The organism is Parvimonas parva (genome assembly GCF_016552165.1).
In the GTDB taxonomy this organism is placed as follows: Bacteria; Bacillota; Clostridia; order Tissierellales; family Peptoniphilaceae; genus Parvimonas; species Parvimonas parva.
Genome location: NZ_JACVDA010000007.1, coordinates 17,880 through 42,295, shown reverse-complemented (window position 1 = coordinate 42,295; position 24,416 = coordinate 17,880). Strand labels below are relative to the sequence as shown.

The window sequence follows — 24,416 nt, the reverse complement described above, 5'->3', positions numbered from 1 at the left end:
ATTTTATTTTGAAAAAGATTTTAACATTTAATGAACTTAAAGAAATAGCAAAGAAAATAGCAATGGATGACGACAGAGTTGAAAAACTATACATAGAACAACTTGAAACACAAAGCATGTCCAGCGATGTAAACTTTTTTAATATCTTGTATTTAGTAAAAGATTTATCATTTGACGATACAGCACTTGAATTTATTCAATGTTTCGGTGATGTACTAACTATGTTTGAAAATACTGAAAATGAAAAAGTAATAGAATACAAAATAATTTACGAAAACTTTACACAAGGAATTTTTAGAATTGTATCAAAAAAAGATACTGAAACTTTAAAATACCTTGAAGAAAAATATATTTGTGTACTTAACAAAGATGAAAATCAAAAAGCAGGCATATACATTGAAAAAAATATTCATAAAATCACAGAAGATGAATTTTTAGAAAATACTTGTTCATTTTTCTGGAATGTTTTAAAATTCGGAAACAAATTATGCTCAAAAGAAATTTTAAATATCGCTGAAGAATACAGAGAAATCTTAGCTCTATTAGATGAACATTTAAAACATTATGTACTATCTGAAAACAAATATATTATAGACCTTGGAAAAGAAAATAAGTTGGTATTCAATTATGTAGAAACAGAAATTTTTGAAAAATATCTAACTTGCTACTCAAAACTAGAGTTAGATTCACTTTGGGTCGCACTATTCAATATCTGCGGACTATTTAGACGACTTTCACTACAAATAGCAATAAACCTAAGATTTGAATACGCAAAAGAATTAGATAGAGATACAGTAACACATTTAAGAGAGTTAAAACAAAAAGCAAACAATAGATAGAACAACAAAAGTGCATCTTTCGATGCACTTTTTATATCTAAATATTTAATTTTAGTTTTAGCGAAATTCAAATTTCTTTACACTTGAACTTCAATTTTAGTTTTTGTAAATTTATCAAGTCAATACCTTTAGCATACTTTAAGCTAATTACCGATATATTTTATTCTATCAACAACCCTCTACTTTCATATTCTATACATACATTATTTATGATAAATCTACAACCACAACTGTTTGTAATATCTTTTGTGCCTATATTACTTCACATTGTATCCTGTGTAATTCATATTCAACCAATCTTTTTTGTTTAATACTACCCTTATAAACAATCACCTTCAAATATTGAAATACTTAAAAATCTTTCATTTTAAAATATTTTTATATTCTATTTACATATTAGTCCTATCATCATACAACTTAACACAGTGATTTTTTAGATTAGTTTTTCTTTTTTGTTTCTAACTTTAAAATTACACTCTACCAACCTATCTGTTCACAAAATCTATTAACTGTTTTTTAAGTTGCTGGAATCGTAAGTTTTTACTAAAAACAAACTATTCAGCAACTCTGACGAAATTGTTTTTAATATTTTCATTGGTCTTACCTCCAGTTTCAAACTATTTAACGCGTCATCTTGTTTGATTAACTACATTATACACTATTAAATTATATTTGTCAACACTTTACTGTGATTTTTTTAGATTTTTTTTCATATTTTTACAAAAACTTAATATTTTTTCTTTCAAGCTCCAAAAGTTTTTGTTTTATTTCAATTCCACCTGCATAGCCAACAATTTTTTCATTACTTCCTATCGCTCTATGACAGGGAATTAAAATCGGCAATTTGTTTCTATTATTCGCCCCACCAACAGCTCTTTGCGAATTTTCATTTCCAATTTTTCTTGCAATATCTTTATAACTGCAAGTCTTTCCATAAGGAATTTCCGTTAAAGCCTTATATACCTTTAATGCAAACTCGCTTCCATCCACTTTAAATGGGAATATAAAGTTTTTTCTTTTTCCACAAAAATATTCTTCTAATTCTTTTTTTGCCAATTTTAATACTTCAGTTTTGGGATTAATATTTTTTTCATTCTTTACAAATTTAATCTCAATTACTTTATTTTCTTCTTCAATTATTTTTATCTTTCCAACTAAAGAATCAAAAACTGTATAATTCATAAATTCTCCTATTTATTTAAGTTTAAAATTATATATAATTTTTTAAATAATAAATTCAACAAATACGAACTTATTATTGTCAATCCAAATAGAGTTAGAAGATAAACTATATCTACTTTTAAATATAGAGCTAATATTCTCATAACAAGTCCATGAATCATATACATTTCAAAAGAAATCTTTCCTAAAAAAGATAATACTCTATTTCTTATCAAAACAAATTTAGAATAGACCTTACTACTTTCTGCAATGAAATTCACATTGTATTTCCCAATGGATTTTGTTTTTTTATAGTAAAAACTTTTATGAATTACAAGTTCCCTAAAATTGATCTTCTTTGAAATTAATAATATCATGATTATAAAATTCAAACAAAGAATATTTTGAATAATTGCATAATTAGTATATATTCCCATCTTTGAAAACATATTAATAATATTATACTCTCTATTATTGGCTATATAGAATGACCAAATAGATATAATCAACAGTATTTTATAAAAATGAGTACTTAACACTCTTTTAATTTTTTCTTCAAATATTTCAAAATATATTCCAAATATCATACCTATCATACTGTTATACCACCAAATTCCAAAGCCTATTCTTTTTAAAACAAAGATATAAACAAATATCAAAAATGAGAAAATAAGATATGATATTTTTATATTTTTGAAAAATTTAAAACTAAAGTAAAATATTAGATATATTACTAATATGGAATTTAGATACCAACCATTATTTATTATAGATGATCCACTTTTATATACATTAATTATTGAACTTATAGTATATGCTTTATGGAAAATCAAAATATTTAAAACTATATAAATAATAGTTACTATAAATATTGGTAATAACAATTTAAAAAATCTCTTTTTAAAAAATCCTTTTAAATATTTTTCTCTATTAAGATTTACCTGTTTAGTCATTCCATAAGCAGAAATAAAGAAAAATACACTAACAGCATACATTCCAAAATTTGCAAAGTAATGAATTATTGGTAAATTATTTTCCACTTGCGAAACATGATGTAAAATTACTATAATCGAAAAAATTCCTTTAAACACTAAAGTATCTTCCTTAGACATCAAGTCATAATCTCTATTTGGTATAAACATAATTATAAAAGGTAAAATTAAAAAAATTATTTTAATCATAAATCCTCCATTTTTATAAACAAAGAGATAAATTTCATCTCTTAATTAATCAACTACAAAAATTCCTCCATTTAGCTCTTTTATAAATCCCTTAAGTTCCAATGCAGTTAAAATTGTATTTGTTTCTATAATTGAAAAACCTGTTATTGTTGAAATTTTATTTTGAGATTTCGGCTCTTCATTAATTAAATTATAAATCAAAAGTTCTTTTGCATCTAAAATATCCAAATCTTTTTCTTTTTTATTTTTATTTAAAATAAATTCTGAAAAATCCATAACACCGTCTATAATATCCTGATAATTCGTAGCAATCAACGCCCCGTCTTTTATCAATTTATTCGTTCCTTTGCTGTATAGACTGTTTATATTTCCAGGAAGTGCAAAAATTTCTTTTGACTGTTCATTTGCAAATCTTGCAGTTATAAGTGTTCCTGAGCGTTCTTGTGCCTCTATTACAAGCAAGGCTTTTGAAAGTCCTGAAATAATTCTGTTTCTAACCGGAAAATTATGTGCAAGTGGTGGCATTCCAACAGGAAACTCACTCATCACTGCACCATTTTCTATAATTTCATTATACAATCTAAAATTTGTTTGTGGATATGCAATATCTACACCACAACCTAAGACTGCTATTGTTCTTCCCCCTGATTTTAAAGCTGATCTATGTGAAATTGAATCAATACCTAAAGCCATTCCTGATACAATTCTTATCCCAAGTTCAGAAATTGATCTTGCAAAATATTCTGTTGCCCAAGCACCATAATTCGTACACTTTCTTGAGCCTACAACGGAAAGTGCAAATTCGTCTTCCGGCAAAATATCTCCCTTATAATAAATAACTTGTGGAATATATTCAATATCTCTTAAATTAATAGGATAATCTTCACTCAAAATACTTACATATTTAACTTTCTTTTTCTCTAAAAAATCTCTATAAGCATCTGAATTAAATTTTTCTCTCTCTTCAACTAATTTTTCAATATTATTTTTAGTTAAAAGCTTATTTTCTTTAAAATATTCTCCAGATAATTCAAAAATCTCCTCAATATGTTCCAAAGTAAAATGATTTAACAATTCATCTTTAATTTTATAATCAAAATTTAAAAAACTCAAAAACAGTAAAGCATCTTCATTTTTCATAACTAACTCCAATATTTATTACTCAAACTTCTATATCTGATAGCTTCTAACAAATGTTCTTCCTTGATTTCTTCACTTCCGTCCAAGTCTGCTATAGTTCTTGTCAATTTTAAAATTTTATTGAAAGACCTTGCTGAAAATTTGAACTTTTTAAAAGCAAATTCAATTATTTTTTCAAGTTTTTCATCAAGTACAATATATTTCTTTATCTGTCTTGCAGAAAGACTTGCATTATTATAAATTTTTTCGTTTTTATATCTTTTAAGTTGAATTTCTCTAGCTTTTTCAACTCTTTTTCTAATATCAGCAGAAGTTTCTAAAACTTCTTTGGAAGATAAATCATCATATTTTACAGGTTCAACTTCAACTTGAATATCAATTCTATCAAGTATTGGCCCTGAAATTTTACTTAAATATCTCTGTATCTGTAATTGTGAACAAGTACATTTTTCAGTTTGTGAGCCATAGTTCCCACAAGGACAAGGGTTTAAAGCACAAACAGTTACAAAGTTTGAATAATATGTTATTGATGAATTAACACGAGAAATTGTAACTTTTCCGTCCTCCATCGGCTGTCTTAAAACTTCAATAGCTTGTTTTGAAAACTCAGGAAATTCATCTAAAAACAAAACTCCGTTATGTGCAAGTGAAACTTCTCCCGGTTTTGGAATTTTTCCACCACCAACAAGTGAAATCGGACTGCTTGTATGGTGTGGAGAACGGAAAGGTCTTTGTGTAATCAACTTATTATTTTTAAGTTTTCCTGCAACCGAATATATCTTAGTACATTCAATACACTCATCAAAAGTAAGTTTTGGTAAAATCGTTGGCAATCTCTTTGCAATCATAGTTTTCCCGCTTCCAGGTGGCCCAACCATTAACAAATTATGTCCACCTGCTGCAGAAATCTCCATTGCTCTTTTTAAATTTTCCTGACCTTTTATATCCGAAAAATCTATATCATATTTTACTTCTTCATCTAAATTTACATTAATAATTTCTTCTTTTTTTATTTCAGTAATTCCATTTAAACAATCAACTAATTCCTTTAAATGTGAAACAGGATAAATTTCAATTCCCTGAACGATATTTACCTCATCTTTTATAGTTTGTGGAATAAAAAACTTTTTAAAACCAAGCTCTTTTAATGAAATAATCATCGGTAAAGCTCCATCAAAAGTTATAATTCTTCCGTCAAGAGAAAGTTCTCCTAAAAAAATTGTCTTTTCATCAGGTAAATATTCAATCACACCAATAGCAAGCAATAAACTCACAGCTATTGCCAAATCCATTTGTGAGCCGTCTTTTTTCAAATTTGCAGGAGCCAGATTAATCGTAATCCGACCTGGTGGAAGAAAATATCCACTATTTGAAATCGCAGACTTAACTCTTTCCTTTGATTCCCTTATTGACAAATCAGGAAGTCCAACGATATTAAAAGCCTGAAGTCCGGTTGATAAATCAGCCTCTACATCAATATCATAACCATTCAATCCATTTAACACACAAGTCTTAGTCTTAGAATACATATCTTACCTACTTTCTAGCACATTCTGATGCCGTTCCAAGAAGTATTTGAAGTCCATGTTCTACCGAATCAATAATATACTCTAAAGATTCTCTAACAGCTTTCGGACTTCCAGGTAAATTTACAATCAAACTATCATTCCTTATAACTGAAACTGCTCTTGAAAGCATCGCTCTCTTAGTTATAGTTAAGCTATATTGTCTGATTGAATCACAAATTCCAAAAGCATTTTTGGTCGCAACATTCAAAGTCGCCTCAGGCGTAACATCTCTTTTACTAAAACCCGTTCCACCGGTTGTTAAAACTAAATTCGCACCCAAAGTATCACAAGCATATTTTAACTTTTCTTCAATTATCTCCCTCTCGTCAGGAATTATTATCTTTTCTATAACATCATAATTATTTTCTTTTAGTATTTCAACGATTACCTCTCCTGAAGTATCAACTCTTTCTCCAACTGATCCTTTATCAGAAACAGTAATTACATAAGCAGTAAACATAAAAACCTCCTAAAAAGCATTTTCTATATGTGTAATTTTATGCTCATCAAAAATTATCTCTATAACATCAAAACGAATTTTGATTCCAAACAAATTTTTCTCGAGCATATACATTTGTGCAACATCTTGTATCTTTTTTATCTTATTTTTATTTACAAATTCTCTGGGAAAACCGAATTTCACATTTTTTCTAGCCTTAACCTCAATAAAAACTACATAATCCTTATCTTTTGCAATTATATCTATCTCTCCAAAAGGCTTAAAAAAATTTCTTTCAAGCAACTCATATCCCTTTTCTAAAAGGAATTTAACTGCTAAATCCTCTCCCAAATTTCCAATATTTTTAGCTTTCATATTCTTTTTTCTTTTCAAAATATTTTTTCAAAAAAGTTACTCTATGAATCGGAGTAATTCCACTTTCATCAAGACCTTTGTAATGTGCCTTTGTACCATAACCCACATTTTTTATAAAATTGTAGTTCGGATACTTTTCTTCATACTCAACAAACATAGCATCTCTAAATTCCTTTGCAATTATTGAGGCACAAGAAACCACATAAGAAAGTTCATCACCATGAATCAAATTAATCTGTGGAATATCGACATCAACCTTTTCAGCATCAGTTATTAAAAAATCACCCACAACTTTATTTCCATTTAGGTCTTTTATATTTGAAATTGCAATCTTCATCGCAAGCCTACTTGCTTGTTTTATATTTATCTCATCAATCTTTACATTATCTACAATTCCAATCCCATATCCGACACATTCAGCTAAAATTTTATCATAAAGTGCAAGTCTTTTCTTTTTAGAAAGTTTTTTACTGTCCGTAACTCCCTCTATTGCACTATCTTTTTTCATTATAATTGCACAAGAAACGACAGGCCCTGCAAGGCAACCACGACCAACTTCATCAACACCTATGATTAAATTAAAATTTTCATAAATTTTCTCTAATTCTTCCTTAATTTCCATTTTCTTCCTCAACTTTTTCAAGGTCCTCAACAGTTTCTAAAGTGATCCTACCAAGTTTAACCTTTCTAAAATCATCAAAAACTAAATTTGCAACTTTAAAATAGTCAATTTCATTTTTCTTTAAGATCGCTCCACGATTTCTACCTATTTCGTCCATTAAAAATAAAGTATCCTCATAAAAATCTTCAGATAAATTATATCTATTTTTCAAAATATTTATATCTCTTTTATTTAACTCATCAATGAAACGAAAAGCTAAATTTTCAATATCCATAATCTCATCTTTAATAGCACCGGTAAAAGCTAAATGTAAACCCGTTTGCTCATCTTCAAACTTCGGCCACAATACCCCCGGAGTATCCAAAAGCTCCAAATCATTTTTCGTTTTTATCCATTGAACTTGCTTTGTAACGCCGGGTCTATCTCCTATTTTTGCACTTTTTCTTTTTGAAACAGTATTTATGAAAGTTGATTTACCAACATTTGGAATACCTACAATCATCATTCTAATCGTCTTTGAAGAAAGATTTTTTTCCTCAAGTTTTTTAAATTTATCAGCCAACATTTCCTTTGCAAGTGGATAAATCTTATCTAACCCCTTAGAATGAAGTGCGTCAATAACAACTGCACCATAGCCTTTACTTCTATAATAATTAAGCCATTTTCTAGTTTCATTTTCATTTGCCATATCCGATTTGTTTAAAATCATTATTCTTGGCTTGTCTTTTAAAACGTCGTCGATAACCGGATTTTTACTACTTATCGGAATTCTTGCATCGATAATTTCTCCAACAATATCAACCAATTTTAAAGACGCTCTTATATTATCCATAGTCTTTTTCATATGACCCGGATACCAATTTATATTCATTAATTATTCCTCCAAATTTATATTAATTAAAACAATATTCCCCCTAAATTGTACCATATTTCCCATTAAAAAACTACTTTTATAAATAAAAAAGAGCTAGCCTAAGCTAACTCAAAAAATTTTTTATTACATAGCATAACCACTGTATATTAAAGATACAGGAAAGAAGAATAAATACGGTGCAGTAAATATCGCCATAATTAAAGCCATTTTTCTTTTATCTTTTTCATCAATATCAAGATTTTTAAAACTTATTTTCAAGTTGAAAAAGTAAATACAAATTCCGGCTAACAGAACTGCCAATGCAACAATAGTAAATGCATAAATATTTGCAATAGGATTTGACATCATATAACTAACAATATTTTTTTCAAACCATTTTATAAAAGCACTCGATTCTCCTCCTATTGTTCCTAAATAAGTTACTAAAAGTAAAAATGCAGAACCGATAAAGTCCGACAAAAATCCAAATATGAATACTTTAAAAATAACTTTTTTATATTTTAAAAACGCCTCCTCTATCTTTAAAAATTTCAAAGATATAAAAATTACAAGTGAATCCACAATGAAATTTACAGGAATCGCAATTACCCAAGTAAATGGAATTAAAATTAACAACCAAACCGGAAAAAATACATTGTAAAGTTTTAAATTTTTCATAAACCACCTCCTAAGTTAACACACCAAATATGAAATCGATTGATAAAATACAAAAATATTCTTTTGTCACTTTTAATTTAACATTTTTGTGAATTACACTACTCTCAAACATTGTATTTTTTACTTAATAAATCTGCTGTGTCTTAGTACCTTTGTGAATTACACTACTCTCAAACTTGTGCTATTTCAGTTGAAATTTTATTCTCGTCTTAGTACCTTTGTGAATTACACTACTCTCAAACATAGCCATTTCAAAGAATTGCCCCTGTGCGTCTTAGTACCTTTGTGAATTACACTACTCTCAAACGTATAGGTCGATATTTTTTCCTCTCTTGAAGTCTTAGTACCTTTGTGAATTACACTACTCTCAAACCGATATGTCCGATGAGCAGTTTGGGTCGAAGTCTTAGTACCTTTGTGAATTACACTACTCTCAAACTGCCGGGTATTGCTGTTTTAGCTTTATTGGTCTTAGTACCTTTGTGAATTACACTACTCTCAAACTATAAGTCCCTCAACTCTTGATATAACTTGGTCTTAGTACCTTTGTGAATTACACTACTCTCAAACAATAATAAATGAGCTATTACAAGATAAATAGTCTTAGTACCTTTGTGAATTACACTACTCTCAAACTGCGTTGTTTGTATTTAGTCCATCTAAAAAGTCTTAGTACCTTTGTGAATTACACTACTCTCAAACTAGCCATAGCACTTGAAACTTTGCTACTCGTCTTAGTACCTTTGTGAATTACACTACTCTCAAACCTCAAATAAAAATTTTTGTGAGAGTTTTTATGGTTACGAGCCATTGTATAATCAATAGATTTCGCATAAATCATCATCTATTATAAAGATACTTTCTTTTTGTAGTTTACTAATAGTAATACTTTCAACTAAAACTATATTAAAATCATTATATATCACATACTCATAAAAGTCAATTATTTCTTTTTCGCTAAAATTTTGTTTGAAATTTATAAATATAAAATTTTTTATTCCAAATAATTCGTTTATTATATTCATATAATTAATTATTCTATCTAAATCTAAATTTTCATAATTTTTTATTTTTAATTTAACCGACTTTAATAAATCTAGTATGTCCATTTCACTATCAATTTCCAAATATAAATCATATTGAGATATAATTTTATATATAAAATTCTCGATTTCAGACTTTATTTTAAAACTTTCATCAGAATATTCTAACAAACTTATTTCTTTAATTTTTTTATACATTTTTGTTAAACACAATTTATTAATATCAAAAGAATAGTAATCATTAAAAGTAAATAAAAATTTTGAAGGTGCAATCAACTCATTTCTATCGAAAAGTAAAATTTTACCATCTTTTATATCAAGTTTATTAACAAAAGAATCAACTACTTCTCTATATTCTTTTTTATTTTCAATAATTAATACATTAATTTTTTCATTCAAATCTAAATGAAATTTAAAATTTTTTATTTGTAATTTCAAAATATTTCTATCCTTTCATCACTATCTAACATATTTGAATTATATTCTCCTACTAAAGTTTGCATTTTTTGAAACTGTTTTTCTGTAATATTAATTACTTGAACAAGTCCTTTTGGTGGCAAATTTTTCTTTAATTTTGATATAAAATTTTCAGCTGAAGTAGAATTCAACAACATTTTTACATACAAAGATTCCTGTAACATAATAAATCCATTTTGTATTAAAAATTTTCTGAAACATCTATATTCTTTTAAATCTTCTTTTTCTATTGTTGGTAAATCAAAAAATAATAAAATTCTCATAAATCTATAACTCATTTTCATATAACCTTAAATTTGAAAAATCTTCACTATCCAAAGCATCTAATAAACTTTTTGTATAAATTCTTATTGCGTCTTGAATAAAATATTTTTGTCCATTAATTATAACTTGACTAGATAAAATTTTCTGTATTTCTCTCTTCTCATCTGTTCCAAAATTTTCAATATTCATCTCAACAATCTTTTTATCTATTATTGGCCTAAAAGGCTCCATTAAGTCACAGGATAAATTAAATGGATTAAACTTATTTTTATGAAATATTCCTAGATTTGTTATATATCCATTAGAAACAATTTCTCTGTTAAAAATAGAAAGTATTATAGAATATCCATAATTCAATGCCATATTAATCGGATTTTCTTTATCTTCCCTACAAAATGAATTTCCAAAAATAGCATTAAAATAAACTTTAGCAGAATGTCCTTCTCTATTAGTTTTATCAAAATTTTCTATTTCTACCATATATTCTTCCAATAATTTATATTGCTTAATATTAAAATATCTTAAAAGCTCCTTCTGATTTTTTATTTTTTCGAATACTATAATAGCCCAAAGTTTGCCTTTTATTTCATCTTTCCAATTAGCTTGAAATTTAATTCTCTCACTACAATCAAAAGAGCCGTAATAAGAGATGAGTTCACTTTGAGGATTATGCATTTCATCACAAAAAATAACTTTTATTTTGTTTTTTACAAGCTCACTTAAAAGAGCAGTAGTTATAGAAACAGATGTGCTTTCTACTATAAGCACACCTATTTCTCCAATATTTACTTGACTTAACTTATCATTTTTTCTTATATTCATATTATTATATCTTAAGTCAAGTTTACATCTATCAGTTATTACTATTGTTCTCCATCCTGCCATTTTTCTAATCCTTCTTTTTTCTCAAAAAGTCCTGTAACAGATTCATCCACAAATTGAATATCTTTTTCAACAAGTTGCTTAAATTTTTTACCATGTAATTTCCCAAAAGCCATGCTTAATCCTTCAAATGAAAGATTACCATTTTTATCTAATTTTTGTTTTCCATTTTTATCTAATTCAGGTTTTTCTAATAATTTAAAATTACCATAAGTATCTTTTTTGAAAATTTTTAAAAATTCTAATAATAATTTTGCTTTATCAAGTAAATTCAAATTTTTAAAACAATCAAACACTTCTATTAATTCATCATATTTTTTACTATTATAATAATTAGCATAAATCTTTGAATTTAATCTTTCACAAAAATATTCATACAACTTTATAAATTCTATATTTAATCTCTCTTTTGCCTCATCTGTTGTTTCATTTCTATCATTTTCTGAAGTTTTTTTCAAGAAATTAATTCTATATTCTCCATTTTTAACATTATTATTGTTATTATAAAAAGCGGATAAATGTTTGATATATTTTAAATGTTCTCCATCTGAATAAAATTGTTTTGAATTTTTTATTTCTAATTTATTATCTGTAAATCCAACAATTCTATATGGATAACCATTTAATAAAATTTTTTGTTTTAAATTTACTTTTCTAATAAATTTAGGACTATTATATCCTTTGTCTTCTAAATATTTTTCAATATCCTCGTTAGAATTTATTTTTTCTCTATCAAATATAAAAATTCTATCAAATCCAAACACTTCTTTATTTTTATCAATATATTTAAAAACAACAAAATATGCAGGCATAAGCGTACTAAAATATCCATATTTTTCAGCAATTTTGCAACTATCTTTTAAACTTGATTTCAATAATTTAGGAGTATTTGGAATTACAGTTAATTTTTTATCGATTTTAGATTTTTTTAGTATTGTCAAATCAAACAACTGTCCTTTACCCTCAGTAATCATTTGAGTAATATTAGCCGTCTTTTTATTTATCATTTTGGAAATAGTATTTATAGAATAGTCTTTTAGCCAAGCAACATTTTCTCCTCTTGAAACATCATAATCAAATATTTTCTTAAAATTATAAGTTTCTCTAGTATTATCAACTTTTCTTCTATCTTCTATAAATTTCCAATAATTTTTGGTGAATTTTGTATCAAAGACATTTCCAACAACTATATTCAAATAGGCATCTTGAGCATGATGTGCATCATTTAAGTCTCTAACTTTTATTATCCCATACTTTTCTCTAAAATCACTCACTAAATTAGCTTTAGAACAAACAACATCAGTATTTTGGAAAATAAACTCAAAAAGTTTTTTTACTTCTAAAGTTGACTGCCTTGTAGTTACTAATTGTCTAGAAATAAATCCTGATAATTCATCATCTGAAAAATAAGTATTTCTTCTTAATCTATTATATTTTTCAATAGTAATAAATCCTTTTTCTCTTAAAAAATTCCAAAATTTATTCATCCTAAGTCTAATAGATTCGTCCAAATAATCCCTATTATCTTTATCTTTATTTATAGTTTTTTCAACTAAAACAATATTATCAAAACTATCATCTTTTAATTTAGATTGAGGAATTATATGATCTATATCGTAAGTATTAGCAAATAATAGTTCATTTAAATCAATATTTTTACCTGTGTACATAGATTTTCCGAGTTGCATGAAGTATAAAAATAATTTTTTCTCTCTTAATCTATTATCATCATAATTGTCAACTGATAATTTTAAATTATCTAAATTGTTCAAAAATTCCTCATTTGAATCTTTCATATTCGCATATAAAGTTTTTATACGCTCTTTTCTCTTTTCAGTTTTCTTCCCTTTTTCTCCTCCACCTCTTGCCATTTCAATAAATATTTTTTTAGGATTTTTACCTGTAATTTTCTTTATTTCCATAGCAATTTTATAAGTTTGAATTATAGAACGTTTAACAGATGGAGAAACATATAATTCATCTACATATTCATTAATATTAAATTTTTCTAAAGTATTTTCTTGATTTTTTTCTGCAACTTTCTCTGATAGATTAAATTTTTTAGAAGTAAATTCCATAAAATTATAATTTGTACTTCTTAATGCAACAATTATATTTTCAAATGATTCAGACTCTATCACATTTTCAAAGCATATTTCTGTTAATAACCTTTTAGATAACCTACCCCATTTGTTAAATTTCATTTTATTTATCTTTTTTAATTCATAATCTGAAACATAGTCTTTAAACTCTGTATTATTTATTGCATTTTTAAATAGTTTTTTATCATCACCATAAAAGCATTTAAATTCTATACATTTTTCAACAAAATTATATCCTCTTAAAGTATCTATTTTATCTCCAATTATCTTTTTAAATTTTATATAACTATCTAATTTTGATTTAAATTCATTATCTAGCCCTGAAATATCTTCTTTTTCCACAAAAATTTGTTTAGTTTTTAAGTAATCTACAAATTTTTTCTTTGTAACCTTAGAAGTTGTTTTAAAAAGCTCATCAATAATTTCATTTTTTAAAACAACATTTATAAATTCATTTTTAATTTTTACTTTATTTAATTCATTTAATAATTCATACTCTGAATATAGTAAAGAATTTTTAGGAAGTACATTTTCTGTTTTCAAATAACTACACCTATTAGACATTCTTTCAATAAATGCTTTCGCACTTTCTTCCATATCTACTATTTTTTCAAAATTCCAAGGAGTAATTTTTTTATTTTCTTTAAGTTTAGCCCAAGAAAATTTACCTTTTAAAGTCCCAATATAATAAGGAATTCTAAAAGTAAAAAGTTTTTCTATTCTTTCAATATTAGTAATTCCATCAATTTTTTCTAAAAGAAAATCATAGTATTTACTTTGATTTTGTAAAATTTTTTCCAGTTCTATTTTATGAATTTGATATGGTATAACACCATTATCGTTAGTTTTTAGTTTTGGTAATAATTTATTTTCATTTAATTTCAAGTTTATTTTTTCTAAAACTGCGTCATTTTCGTCATATTCTTTTATCTTAGCAATATATTCTTTTATTTCTTTATTTAAATCCTCTTGAGTACAAGTGTTTTTCTTTTTACCATTATTTAAGCTAGATGAAATATACGATACATAATTCTTTTCCTTGTTTTCATTTCTAAAAAATTCAAAATAGTCTTTTTTAGGTAAATATTTTTTAAAAATATATTTTAAATTACATAAATCACATTTATGCTCATCATAAAGATTAACTTTTGATTCTGAAATGTATTTATTCCCTTTCAAAATATTATTTAAAATCATAAAATCATAAACTTTTTTACAAATATCGATAAGTAAAATATTTTCTCCAAGACTTAATGCTATTTCATCTCTTTTTTCATCATATTCAATTTCTGATAAATTTATTCCTTCATTTTTTTCTTTTTCTTCATAATCAATAAAAATGTCCTTAAATTTAACTCTATACCCTATGCAACAACGCAAAACACTCTGTATAACTTTACTATCAATTAGTGAAACAAATGATTTTCCCTTTGAAGTTTTATTCTCTTTACTACAAATTATATCTTTTATATTATCACATAAATTAATATCTAAATTTTCTTCTAAATTCTCACTTAAATAAGCAGATAATTCAGAAAATACTTCTTTAAAATCAGTTACACTATCAAAATCTTGACCTTCAAATATAAAGTGTCCTCTATATTTTAATATATTGTGAATAGCAAGGTAAATCAATCTTATATCGAACTTTTTATTTTCATTTTTAATTAGCTCATTTCTCAAATGATATACAGTTGGAAAATCTTTATAATATTCCTTATCTGTATAGTTTTCATCATTAAAAATAGGAAATCTAAAATCAAAAGTTTTATCCTCATTATGCAAAGTACTTTCTTCAAGCCTTCTGAAGAAATTTTTATCAATTTTACAAATTTCAGTTTCAAAAATTTCTTCAAGATATTTTAATCTTTTACTTCTTCTCTCTAATCTTCTTCTAGAATTTCGTTTTACTCTCCTCTCCTTTGCAGTTTTAGCCTCATCAAACAATCTTGCACCCCACATATCTTTTTTGTTAAAACGAAGAAGATTATAAGATAAATCACTTACTGCCCAACCTACAGAATTTGTACCAATATCAAATCCTAAGTAATAATCATTAAATTCTTGTTTCTTTTTTTCAATATTTCCTTTCATAAATCCTCCTTTATTAATAAAATTTTCCGAAAAATTTGACAAATTTAAATTTTTATATTATAATTGCTACAGAATAGCTTAATACCTTTGTGAATTACATTACGAGTTCAAATAAAAAGTTATTCAAATCGCCATAAAGGCTAACCTATATGTTTAGGTCAAACTCACGAAAGTGAGTTTTTTTATTGTAAAACAACAAGGTTCACGGGTACTCACTTGATAAGTAGCATTTATTGAAGATTGGATTAACGATTATCCTAAAAAAATATTCGATTACAAAACACCTAGAGAAATTTTTTTATGTGACTAATTTATTCTTGCAATTTTTAAAACTATTTTAATACCAAGAAAACCTTTTATCATAGCATAGTTAAATTATAAGTATATAAACGATTTTTGTCAATATTTTTATTATTTAATATCATTTTTTAATGTACCTTAAAATTTCCCACAAAAAAAGAGCCAGATTGCTCTAACTCTCCTGTGTTTGATTTAAGTAGTCGGTTGGTCGGTGTATCCAACATCTCAGATACCTTTTGCAAGGTGTGGCAGGAACCCTTTCTGCCCTCAACTACTTATTTGTTACTTATATTATACCCATTTTTTTATTTTTTGTCAACTTTTTTCAATCTTCCACTAAATTTTCTGCTCTCTAATTTATAATCATTTATGGTATACATACTGGCAATAAAAAATTTATCTTTTGTTTTGTTTAGTTTTAAAGCCAACAAAACATTTTTTTCAAGGCATTTCACATACTCCAAACTTATTTTATTTTCATTTGGATTTATTCCAACATAATCCGGATTTTCTATTATATTCTCAACATCATCAATATATTTTATAACATCATAATGTTTTCTTTTTTCTATATGTCTTTTCAATCCATGTCTTGAATACTCAATTTCTGATAATTCAGATTTAATTCCCAATAAATCTTTAATGCTATCTTTTACTTTCATATACTCTACCTCTTTAGTATATTTTATCATAAATAATGTAAAATTTAAACTCGTATAAAAAAAGAGCTATCTTTACAGATAACTCTTTACTATGTAAGCACACCCAAGGTTGCTTAACAAAAAATGTACGGTACCTTTGTAGTTAGCTCAGAGTAAGCAATCTTACGGCACATAGAGTATTTTACTTATGGCTGCTTCCGTCAAGACCTGACCAGGTTCGTAAAGCTCTATTGCGTAAGGACCCACTCGTCAACACCACTTTCAAAAGTCGGCTACACCCCTTGAAAATCTAACTTGGGAATTCAGTCCTGCTATAGCAGATTGCAGGTTACAGGGTACTGCTAACACCCCACCTAGTGCATGGCGGAGAGCGAGGGATTTGAACCCTCGAAACGCTTTTGACGTTTACACGATTTCCAATCGTGCTCCTTCGACCACTCGGACAGCTCTCCACAATACTTATATATTATAAAGTATTTTTTTAATTTAGTCAACAATTTTTAATTTCGCTTTAAAAACTCTGAAATTTTAGTTGCTATTTCTTTTGGCTTTTCTGTATAAAAATTATGTGTAGTATTTTCTATAAAATAAACTTTTATATTTTTACTTCCTGTCTTTTTATATTTTTCAACTTTTTTATTTTTATACTCATGAGCATCTTTAGGTAAATCAGATAAAAGCAATAAAATTTCATCTTTCAATCCTAGTGAAAATATATCTTTGTAATCATCATACCTTATGTCAAATAAAGAAGATATTATATTTATATCCATATTCAAACCATTTTCTAAAATATAATTTCTTGAGTATTCTTTTTCTTCCTCCAAGGTAGTTTTCATATAATCATCTTCAAAAATTCCACCATCTAAGATAATTATTTTTTTCGCATATAAAAATCTTGAAAACTTTAATAATAAGTCTGCTCCTAAGGAATAACCCATTACTAAAGAATTTTTTGGAATAACCGATTTAATCCAATCTAAAAATTCTTTTTCATTTTTTATATTTACATCAATATTTGAATATTGTCCCGGAATATCTATATATTTTATTTCATATCCATATTTATTTAATTCTAAATTAAACTCTGTTGTAGTTTCAATTTTACTACCTAATCCAGATAAAAAATATATTTTCTCCATATTTAATAAAATTATCTCCTTAATTTCTACTTGAAATAAAAATCCCAAACATAACGCCAAGCAAACATAATACAACACTCAATATTATATAAATTATTGCCATAACGGGCTTATTAATTTGAAATAAGTTATTTGCTTCTAGTGAAAAAGTTGAAAAAGTTGTAAAGCCTCCACATACTCCAGTTTTGAAAAACAAAGTTAAGTTTTTTGACCAATTATTTTTAACCGAAATACCAACAACAATTCCAATTAATATTGCTCCAAGCAAATTTGTTATTAGTGTTAAAATCGGAAATGTATTTTTATATGGAATTAAGCTAATTGAATATCTTAAAATTGCTCCAATAGCTCCACCTAATCCAACAACTAAAATCTCAATCATAAATACCTCTAACGCTTTTGAATCATAACCACATAAGGTGGATTATTTTTTTGATTTTCGAACAAAAATTTAAGAACGGTAAATTCTTTTTGTTCCAAATTTTTTAAAAACCTTGAAATCTCTGCACTCTCTATTTGTCCACATAAATGTCCTATGTAGAAAGTTATAAAAATTACTCCGTTTTTATTTAATTTTCCCAATAATTTTTTCAAACTTTTTTCAACATCGACTGCATTTGTAGTTATATTCTTATCTCCTTTTGGCAAATATCCCAAATTATACATTGCAAAATCAATATTTTCTTTTACATACTTGTCAAAATCTCTATGATTTTCTAAAATTAATTCATAATTTGAAAAATCTTCAAGCAATTTTTTTGAATTATCCAAAGCATCTTGTTGTATGTCGAAACAATAAAGTTTTTTTGGCTTTAAAATCTCTAAAATATTTTTAGAATCAAAGCCGTTTCCAACTGTCATATCCACAGCAACTTCGACATTTTCAACATAACTTTGCATAAAAAATTCTATTAAAGTTTTTGTATTATTTATTTTTACACCCACTGCAACTCTTTCCTTGTTCTAAAATTTCTTCAATATCACAGATATATAAATTTTCTTCTTTTTTAGTTATTCCTAAAATTCCGTCAAAAAATATTCTTGAATAAAAAGTTTTTTTCTCTTTTAAATATATTTTATAAGCAATACATTTTAAGAAAAATCTGTTAAATCTTTCCATCCCCTCATCATATTTTATTTCTTCCAAATAATAGTCCTCATCTCTAAAGGTAAGTTTTACATATCCGATTATATTTTCTTCCATAACCAAACTGAAATAAAATGTTGGAATGGATAAGTCCATACTGCCACTAATTCCGTATTTAACATAAAGTTCTTCAAACTCTTCCGGGGTAGCATTTTTCAATCCTATCATTACAAACTCCTTAAATATTCTATTTCTTCTCTATTAAGTTCTCTATAATTTCCTATTTTTAAATTTCCAAGTTTTATTTTCCCAAAGGCAATTCTCTCAAGAGAAACAACTTCATAGTCCAAAGTTTTAAACATTTTTCTTATCTGCCTATTTCTGCCCTCTTTCAAAAAAACTTTCGCCATATTATTTTTAAAATCAAAAATTTCAAATCTTGCTTTTCTTGTAATTTTCCCTTCAAGCATTATTCCATTCGATAATTTTTTTAAATCGCTCTCTTTTAAAGTTTTATCAACTTTTACGATATATTCCTTTTCGACATTATGGCTTGGATGAGTCAGCTTAAAAGCCAAATCTCCATCATTTGTTAAAAGCAAAAGTCCAAAGCTGTCTTTATCAAGTCGTCCAACTGGATAAATTCTCTCTTTAGACTCTATTAAATCAACTACAACTTTATCTTCGAAAGGGTCTTTAAGAGTACTTGCATAACCAACAGGCTTATTTAAAAGAAAATACCTCTTTTCTTTCTCTAAACTAATCTTCTTTCCCTCAACCACAATTTCATCCTCTTGTGAAACGTCAAGACCTTTTTGTGCAACCTTTCCATTTACAAAAACTTTTCCATTTTCTAAAAGCAAATCTGCACTTCTTCTTGAACAATATCCTGAATTTGCAATAAATTTATTTATTCTCATCTTCTATTTCCATATTTTCATCTTCAACTATTTGATTTTTTTCTTCATCAGAAATAAATTTCTCTATATCGGGCAAATCTTTTAAAGATTTCAAATTAAATTGATTTAAAAAGTTTAGAGTAGTCTTATAAATTATCGGTTTTCCAATTCTATCAAGTCTGCCTGCCTCTGCAATAAAATCCTTTGAAAGCAAAGTTTCTATTGAGCTGTTACACTTAACACCTCTTATCTCTTCAATCTCTTGTCTGGTTATCGGCTGTTTGTAAGCAATAATCGCCAAAGTTTCTAAAGTAGAGTTCGTTAAATGTTTCATCGTTACTTTTTCAAAAAGCTTTGAAATAATCTCGTGAAATTCTTTTCTGGTCTTTATCTGATAGTGATTAGAAATTTTTTGAATAAAAAGTCCTCTCTTTTGAAATTCAAATTCTTCTACAAGTTCATCAGCTAAAACGCTCGCCTCTTTTACAGAAATTTCCAAAACTTTTGCTATATCATCAATCTTTAAAGGGTCGCCATAAACGAATAGCAACTGCTCGATAACTTGTTTATATTCTCTACTATTCAACATCATCACCCACTAAATTAAGTTTAATATTCTTATCTTTATCTTGAAAAATACTTACAAAATTATTTTTTACAAGTTCTAAAATAGACATAAAAATTGTTATAAGCTCACTTTTTGTTCCGTTATAAAAAATTAAATCTTCAAAATAAACTTCTTTCTTTTCAAAAATTTTTGTCTTTATCATAGAAATATACTTTTCTATTGGAAACAAATCTTTTTCTATAATTTTTTCAAAAGAATTTTCTTCTATCTTGTTCTTATATTGATTTATTATATTTTCCATTAAAGTCAAAAGTAAATTCACATCAGTATTTAAAATAATTTCCTTATTCTCTGTAATGTACTCGGTTATATCCGATTGCATTTTTGAATATGCTTTACTTCCCTCGGTTTCTAAGTTTTTAAAGTATTCTCCAACTTTTTTAAACTTTCTATACTCTATAAGTCTTTCGATAAGCTGTTCTTTTGTAACAATCTCTTCATCTTCTTCATCTGTAACTTTTGGAATAAGACTTCTCGATTTTATTTCAACCAAAGTGCTAGACATAAGTAAAAAAGCTGATATATCCGTATCTTCTCCATAAACGGAATTTTCTATTACTTCAAGATAATACTTTGTAATCTTACTTATCTCAATATCGTATATATCAACTTTTTGTTTTGAAATCAAATCAAGTAGCAAATCCAAAGGTCCTGAATATGCATCTAAATTAACAACTAATTCCATTACATTACCAACATAGACGCTATTTTAAGGATAAATCCACCAACAGTTTGAACTGCAGGAGTTAAAAAGATTCCGAAAGTTCTAGTCAATATAAGAGCAAGTAAAATGAAAGTTGTATAGCTTGAAAGTTTAAAATATTCATATTCAACTTCTCTTGATAAAAATGCACTTACAAAAATTGCGCCGTCAAAAGGTGGTAAAGGTATCAAACCGATAATTCCAAATACAATGCTAATTGAAAAAACATCTCTAAAAAGCATAAATAAAAATACACTTTTTGAGCCTATCATCAAATAAATTATTGCTGAAATCAAAGCTATTAAAAAACACATAACAGCATTTGATAAAGAATAAATTATTTTTCCCCAAAATCTATTTTTAAAATTACCCACATTTACTTGTAAAGGCTTAGCCCAACCAAATTTAAAAAGCAAGAAACAAATAAAACCAGTTATATCAATATGATTAACGGGATTTAAACTTGTTGCTCCGTTAAGTTTTGGTGTATCATCTCCTAAAGCCAAAGCAACATTTGCTTGAAAAATTCTACAAGCTATAATTACAAACATTATAGCAATAGCGACAACTAAATGTTCCATTAAAAAGTCCATACTACCTCCTATTCATTTCATTTAAAATAGCCATAGCCGTTTTAAAATCATTTATCTCTCCATTAAAATACATTTTCTTTAAATCCTCAAAATGAATTTTTACAATACTTAAATTCTCATCATCATCTTCAGGTAATTTAGAAGAAAACAAATCACAAGCTCTATAAATTACTGTTTTTTCAGTACAAAATCCAATGCTATTATATCCTTCAAAAACTTTTTCTAAATTTTTTGAACTAAAACCAATCTCCTCTTGCAATTCCCTAAGAGCAGTTTCTTCGTGATTTTCTCCATCTTCAACAAGTCCTGCAGGAATTTCCAAAACGTCCATTTCAACCGGAAATCTAAATTGTTTTACTAAATAAACATAACCGTCTTTGTCAATCGGGAAAATGGCAACAGCATCTTTATGCTCAACAATTTCTCTTTTCAAAACTTTTTCTTCAGTTTCAAAATATTCGAGTTTTAAATCTAAAATTCTACCCTTAAAAATTTCTTCTGTTTTTATTTTTTTATACATCTTAATTTTTCCTTTTTCTCATCAGCTATTCTTATCATTTCTTTAGACTGTCTTATAGTTGTTTCGTTGATATTTGCTCCCCCTATAAGTCTTGAAATCTCCATAACCTTATCTTCATAATCTGCACATAAAACTTTTGACAAAGTTGTATATCCAACAGTTTCTTTACTGATTATAAAATGTGTATCGGATAAAACTGCAATTTGTGGTAAATGAGAAATTACTAAAAGTTGATGATTTTTAGAAATTTCAGCAAGTTTTTCTCCAACAATTTGAGCCGTTACACCACTTATACCCGTATCAATTTCATCAAATACAAGAGTTGAAATCTTATCTCTATCGGATAAAACTTTTTTAAAGCCCAACATAATACGGCTCATTTCTCCACCTGATGCAATCTTGTAAATCTCTTGTAAAGCCTCTCCTTTATTTGTAGAGATTAAGAAATTCACTTCATCAAAACCAATATGTGTAATTTTATTGTTCGTCTTTATATCTATTTTAAAAATTGAATTTTTTAAATCCAAATCTAAAAGTTCTTTCTCAATTAATTTTTCTAATTTTATTGCAATTTCTTTTCTTATATTTGAAATTTCATTTGCAAGATTTTTATATTCATTGCTCAAAGTTTTAAGTTTATTGTTCTCTTCTAAAAGCATATCCTTTGAATGCTCAAGCAAATATAAATCTTCTTCCAAAGAATTTTTATACTTTATAAGACCTTTTTTATCCGTTCTATGTTTCCTCTTTAAGTCATTCAAAAGATTAAATTTTTCTTGTAAAATCATCAAACTCTCTTCGTCAATATAAATACTTGAATGATAATTTTGTAATTTTTCGAAAAGTTCTTTTAATTCAAAAGAAATATTTTCTAAATCCTCACTAAATTTAACATTTTTATCATTTTCTTCCAACAACAAAACATTTCTATTTATTTCATTTAAGAAAGAAAAAATATTCAATTCTGAATTTTCTCCGTCAAAAAGTTCAACTAAATTTGAACAACATGATAAAATTGTTTGACTGTTATTAAATTTATCAATTTCATTCTCGATAAATTCTTCATCTAAGGTTTCAAGTTCTAAACCGTTTAGCTCTTCAATTTCTTCCTTTATTTCAGCAATATTCTCATCGAAATTACTTACTTTATTTTTTAATTTCTTTAAATTTAAACTTGTCTTTTTTATTTTTCCGTATAACAATTCTAAATTTTTTAGTTTTTCTTTAAAAACATCATCACAAAAGCTGTCCAAAACATCGACAAAATTAGTTCTATTAAATAGAGTGTAACTGTCATGTTGTCCACAGACATTTAAAATATTTATCATAATTTCAGATAGGATTGAATTGTTTACCGTTTTGTTATTTATCTTTGAAACAGAACGTCCGTTTTTATTTATATTCCTTGAAATAACAAGCATTTTATCTTCAATTTCTATATCTAAATTAAGCATCTCAAATTTATTTTTCAAAATTTCTTCTTCATAATTTGATAGAAAAAAAACTCCTTCAACATAAGCATTGTCAGTACGTTTACCGATGAAAGAAGTATTAGCTCTACAACCACAAAGCAAAGAAATGGCTCCAATAATTATAGATTTACCAGTTCCAGTTTCTCCTGTTAAAATGTTAAGTCCTTCAGTAAAAGAAATTTTTGTTTCATCAACAATAGCTAAATTCTTTATATATAATTCAGATAACATACTATCCCTACCTTAAAAGTTTCTTTATATCTTCAATAACCTCATCTAAAAATGATTTATCATCAACTGCAATAAAAATCGTATCCGTTCCCGTAACAATTCCACTTACCATTTTAAGTTTAGCACTTTCAATGTAAGTTCCACAAATACTTGCTGTATGTGGAATTGTCTTTATGAGTATCATATCTCCATTATGTTTCATAGACAAAATGGCAAGTTTACAAATTTTATTAAGTCTTTCATCTAAAGAGTCATACATAGAATCGACAACTTTGTACTTATACTCTCCGTTTTTATTTTGTACCTTTAAAATTTTTAACTCTTTAATATCTCTTGAAACAGTAGCTTGTGTAGAATGAATACCTTTTTTTTCTAAGCACTCGGAAAGTTCCTCTTGTGTCTTTATCTCGTTATTTTCTACTAAATCTAAAATAATTCTCTGTCTTGTATATTTTTTCATA

The 24,416-nt window shown here is 26.5% G+C and carries 26 protein-coding genes, 1 tRNA gene, 1 other RNA gene and 1 CRISPR repeat array; of the genes, 1 reads left to right on the top strand and 27 read right to left on the bottom strand.

The window, feature by feature from the left end; genetic code table 11:
• Positions 1-8: 8 nt before the first annotated feature.
• Positions 9-839, top strand: a complete 831-nt coding sequence (locus IBJ83_RS03330) for an aminoglycoside 6-adenylyltransferase (protein WP_201275288.1) — start codon at positions 9-11, stop codon at positions 837-839.
• Between the two features lie 717 nt (positions 840-1,556).
• Here the strand turns inward: IBJ83_RS03330 and IBJ83_RS03325 are convergent.
• The 27 genes from IBJ83_RS03325 to IBJ83_RS03195 form a co-directional block, all read right to left on the bottom strand.
• Positions 1,557-2,021: a methylated-DNA--[protein]-cysteine S-methyltransferase gene (locus IBJ83_RS03325; protein WP_201275287.1), complete on the bottom strand. Its 465-nt coding sequence runs from the start codon at positions 2,019-2,021 to the stop codon at positions 1,557-1,559.
• Positions 2,022-2,029: 8 nt separating this feature from the next.
• On the bottom strand, positions 2,030-3,181 hold the full coding sequence (locus IBJ83_RS03320) for an acyltransferase family protein (protein ID WP_201275286.1): 1,152 nt from the start codon (positions 3,179-3,181) through the stop codon (positions 2,030-2,032).
• 45 nt (positions 3,182-3,226) lie between these two features.
• The gene (gene dprA, locus IBJ83_RS03315) at positions 3,227-4,321 is read right to left on the bottom strand and encodes a DNA-processing protein DprA (protein WP_201275285.1); all 1,095 of its coding nucleotides are present in this window, start codon (positions 4,319-4,321) and stop codon (positions 3,227-3,229) included.
• Between the two features lie 2 nt (positions 4,322-4,323).
• The gene (locus IBJ83_RS03310; RefSeq protein WP_201275284.1) at positions 4,324-5,850 is read right to left on the bottom strand and encodes a YifB family Mg chelatase-like AAA ATPase; all 1,527 of its coding nucleotides are present in this window, start codon (positions 5,848-5,850) and stop codon (positions 4,324-4,326) included.
• A gap of 7 nt (positions 5,851-5,857) precedes the next feature.
• Positions 5,858-6,349 (bottom strand): MogA/MoaB family molybdenum cofactor biosynthesis protein, encoded by a 492-nt coding sequence (locus IBJ83_RS03305; protein WP_068472723.1) that lies wholly within the window; start codon positions 6,347-6,349, stop codon positions 5,858-5,860.
• 9 nt (positions 6,350-6,358) lie between these two features.
• The gene (locus tag IBJ83_RS03300) at positions 6,359-6,703 is read right to left on the bottom strand and encodes a YraN family protein (protein ID WP_201275283.1); all 345 of its coding nucleotides are present in this window, start codon (positions 6,701-6,703) and stop codon (positions 6,359-6,361) included.
• Positions 6,693-7,325: a ribonuclease HII gene (locus IBJ83_RS03295; RefSeq protein ID WP_201275282.1), complete on the bottom strand. Its 633-nt coding sequence runs from the start codon at positions 7,323-7,325 to the stop codon at positions 6,693-6,695. Before IBJ83_RS03295 ends, IBJ83_RS03300 begins: the two co-directional genes overlap by 11 nt.
• Entirely contained in the window at positions 7,315-8,196 is an 882-nt protein-coding gene (gene ylqF / locus IBJ83_RS03290; protein WP_068472729.1) for a ribosome biogenesis GTPase YlqF, read from the bottom strand. Before ylqF ends, IBJ83_RS03295 begins: the two co-directional genes overlap by 11 nt.
• 126 nt (positions 8,197-8,322) lie before the next feature.
• Positions 8,323-8,856, bottom strand: a complete 534-nt coding sequence (locus IBJ83_RS03285; protein ID WP_201275281.1) for a hypothetical protein — start codon at positions 8,854-8,856, stop codon at positions 8,323-8,325.
• A gap of 74 nt (positions 8,857-8,930) precedes the next feature.
• Positions 8,931-9,623: a CRISPR direct-repeat array (repeat unit 36 nt; unit sequence GTCTTAGTACCTTTGTGAATTACACTACTCTCAAAC).
• Between the two features lie 51 nt (positions 9,624-9,674).
• Entirely contained in the window at positions 9,675-10,337 is a 663-nt protein-coding gene (gene csn2 / locus IBJ83_RS03280) for a type II-A CRISPR-associated protein Csn2 (RefSeq protein ID WP_201275280.1), read from the bottom strand.
• Positions 10,334-10,639 carry a CRISPR-associated endonuclease Cas2 gene (gene cas2, locus IBJ83_RS03275; RefSeq protein ID WP_068472733.1) on the bottom strand — a complete coding sequence of 102 codons (306 nt, stop codon included), beginning with the start codon at positions 10,637-10,639 and terminating at the stop codon, positions 10,334-10,336. Before cas2 ends, csn2 begins: the two co-directional genes overlap by 4 nt.
• A 4-nt stretch (positions 10,640-10,643) precedes the next feature.
• On the bottom strand, positions 10,644-11,525 hold the full coding sequence (gene cas1, locus IBJ83_RS03270; RefSeq protein WP_201275279.1) for a type II CRISPR-associated endonuclease Cas1: 882 nt from the start codon (positions 11,523-11,525) through the stop codon (positions 10,644-10,646).
• A complete protein-coding gene (gene cas9, locus IBJ83_RS03265; protein WP_201275278.1) occupies positions 11,504-15,718 on the bottom strand; it encodes a type II CRISPR RNA-guided endonuclease Cas9 in 4,215 nt (1,404 codons plus the stop codon). The genes cas1 and cas9 overlap by 22 nt, the downstream gene beginning before the upstream one ends.
• A gap of 605 nt (positions 15,719-16,323) precedes the next feature.
• Positions 16,324-16,680, bottom strand: a complete 357-nt coding sequence (locus tag IBJ83_RS03260) for a PBECR3 domain-containing polyvalent protein (protein WP_068472741.1) — start codon at positions 16,678-16,680, stop codon at positions 16,324-16,326.
• A gap of 95 nt (positions 16,681-16,775) precedes the next feature.
• Positions 16,776-17,042, bottom strand: an RNA gene (gene ffs / locus IBJ83_RS03255) — signal recognition particle sRNA large type.
• Positions 17,042-17,132: transfer RNA gene (locus IBJ83_RS03250), tRNA-Ser, on the bottom strand. The genes ffs and IBJ83_RS03250 overlap by 1 nt, the downstream gene beginning before the upstream one ends.
• A 48-nt stretch (positions 17,133-17,180) precedes the next feature.
• Positions 17,181-17,822: an alpha/beta hydrolase gene (locus IBJ83_RS03245; protein ID WP_201275277.1), complete on the bottom strand. Its 642-nt coding sequence runs from the start codon at positions 17,820-17,822 to the stop codon at positions 17,181-17,183.
• Between the two features lie 19 nt (positions 17,823-17,841).
• Positions 17,842-18,204, bottom strand: a complete 363-nt coding sequence (crcB, locus tag IBJ83_RS03240; RefSeq protein ID WP_068472742.1) for a fluoride efflux transporter CrcB — start codon at positions 18,202-18,204, stop codon at positions 17,842-17,844.
• Between the two features lie 8 nt (positions 18,205-18,212).
• Complete coding sequence (locus IBJ83_RS03235) at positions 18,213-18,767, bottom strand: tRNA (mnm(5)s(2)U34)-methyltransferase (protein ID WP_288868100.1); 555 nt, start codon at positions 18,765-18,767, stop codon at positions 18,213-18,215.
• On the bottom strand, positions 18,748-19,137 hold the full coding sequence (locus IBJ83_RS03230) for a hypothetical protein (RefSeq protein WP_068472743.1): 390 nt from the start codon (positions 19,135-19,137) through the stop codon (positions 18,748-18,750). Before IBJ83_RS03230 ends, IBJ83_RS03235 begins: the two co-directional genes overlap by 20 nt.
• A complete protein-coding gene (locus IBJ83_RS03225) occupies positions 19,137-19,829 on the bottom strand; it encodes a pseudouridine synthase (RefSeq protein ID WP_068472744.1) in 693 nt (230 codons plus the stop codon). Before IBJ83_RS03225 ends, IBJ83_RS03230 begins: the two co-directional genes overlap by 1 nt.
• Positions 19,816-20,397, bottom strand: a complete 582-nt coding sequence (gene scpB / locus IBJ83_RS03220) for an SMC-Scp complex subunit ScpB (RefSeq protein WP_374044725.1) — start codon at positions 20,395-20,397, stop codon at positions 19,816-19,818. Before scpB ends, IBJ83_RS03225 begins: the two co-directional genes overlap by 14 nt.
• On the bottom strand, positions 20,387-21,121 hold the full coding sequence (locus IBJ83_RS03215; RefSeq protein ID WP_201275276.1) for a segregation and condensation protein A: 735 nt from the start codon (positions 21,119-21,121) through the stop codon (positions 20,387-20,389). Before IBJ83_RS03215 ends, scpB begins: the two co-directional genes overlap by 11 nt.
• Positions 21,121-21,732: a site-2 protease family protein gene (locus IBJ83_RS03210; RefSeq protein WP_201275275.1), complete on the bottom strand. Its 612-nt coding sequence runs from the start codon at positions 21,730-21,732 to the stop codon at positions 21,121-21,123. The genes IBJ83_RS03215 and IBJ83_RS03210 overlap by 1 nt, the downstream gene beginning before the upstream one ends.
• Before the next feature lies 1 nt (position 21,733).
• Positions 21,734-22,252, bottom strand: coding sequence for an NUDIX hydrolase (locus IBJ83_RS03205; protein ID WP_201275274.1), 519 nt, complete (start codon positions 22,250-22,252; stop codon positions 21,734-21,736).
• Positions 22,237-23,955 carry a DNA repair protein RecN gene (recN, locus tag IBJ83_RS03200; RefSeq protein ID WP_201275273.1) on the bottom strand — a complete coding sequence of 573 codons (1,719 nt, stop codon included), beginning with the start codon at positions 23,953-23,955 and terminating at the stop codon, positions 22,237-22,239. The genes IBJ83_RS03205 and recN overlap by 16 nt, the downstream gene beginning before the upstream one ends.
• 7 nt (positions 23,956-23,962) lie before the next feature.
• Entirely contained in the window at positions 23,963-24,415 is a 453-nt protein-coding gene (locus tag IBJ83_RS03195; protein WP_068472758.1) for an arginine repressor, read from the bottom strand.
• Between the last annotated feature and the right edge of the window lies 1 nt (position 24,416).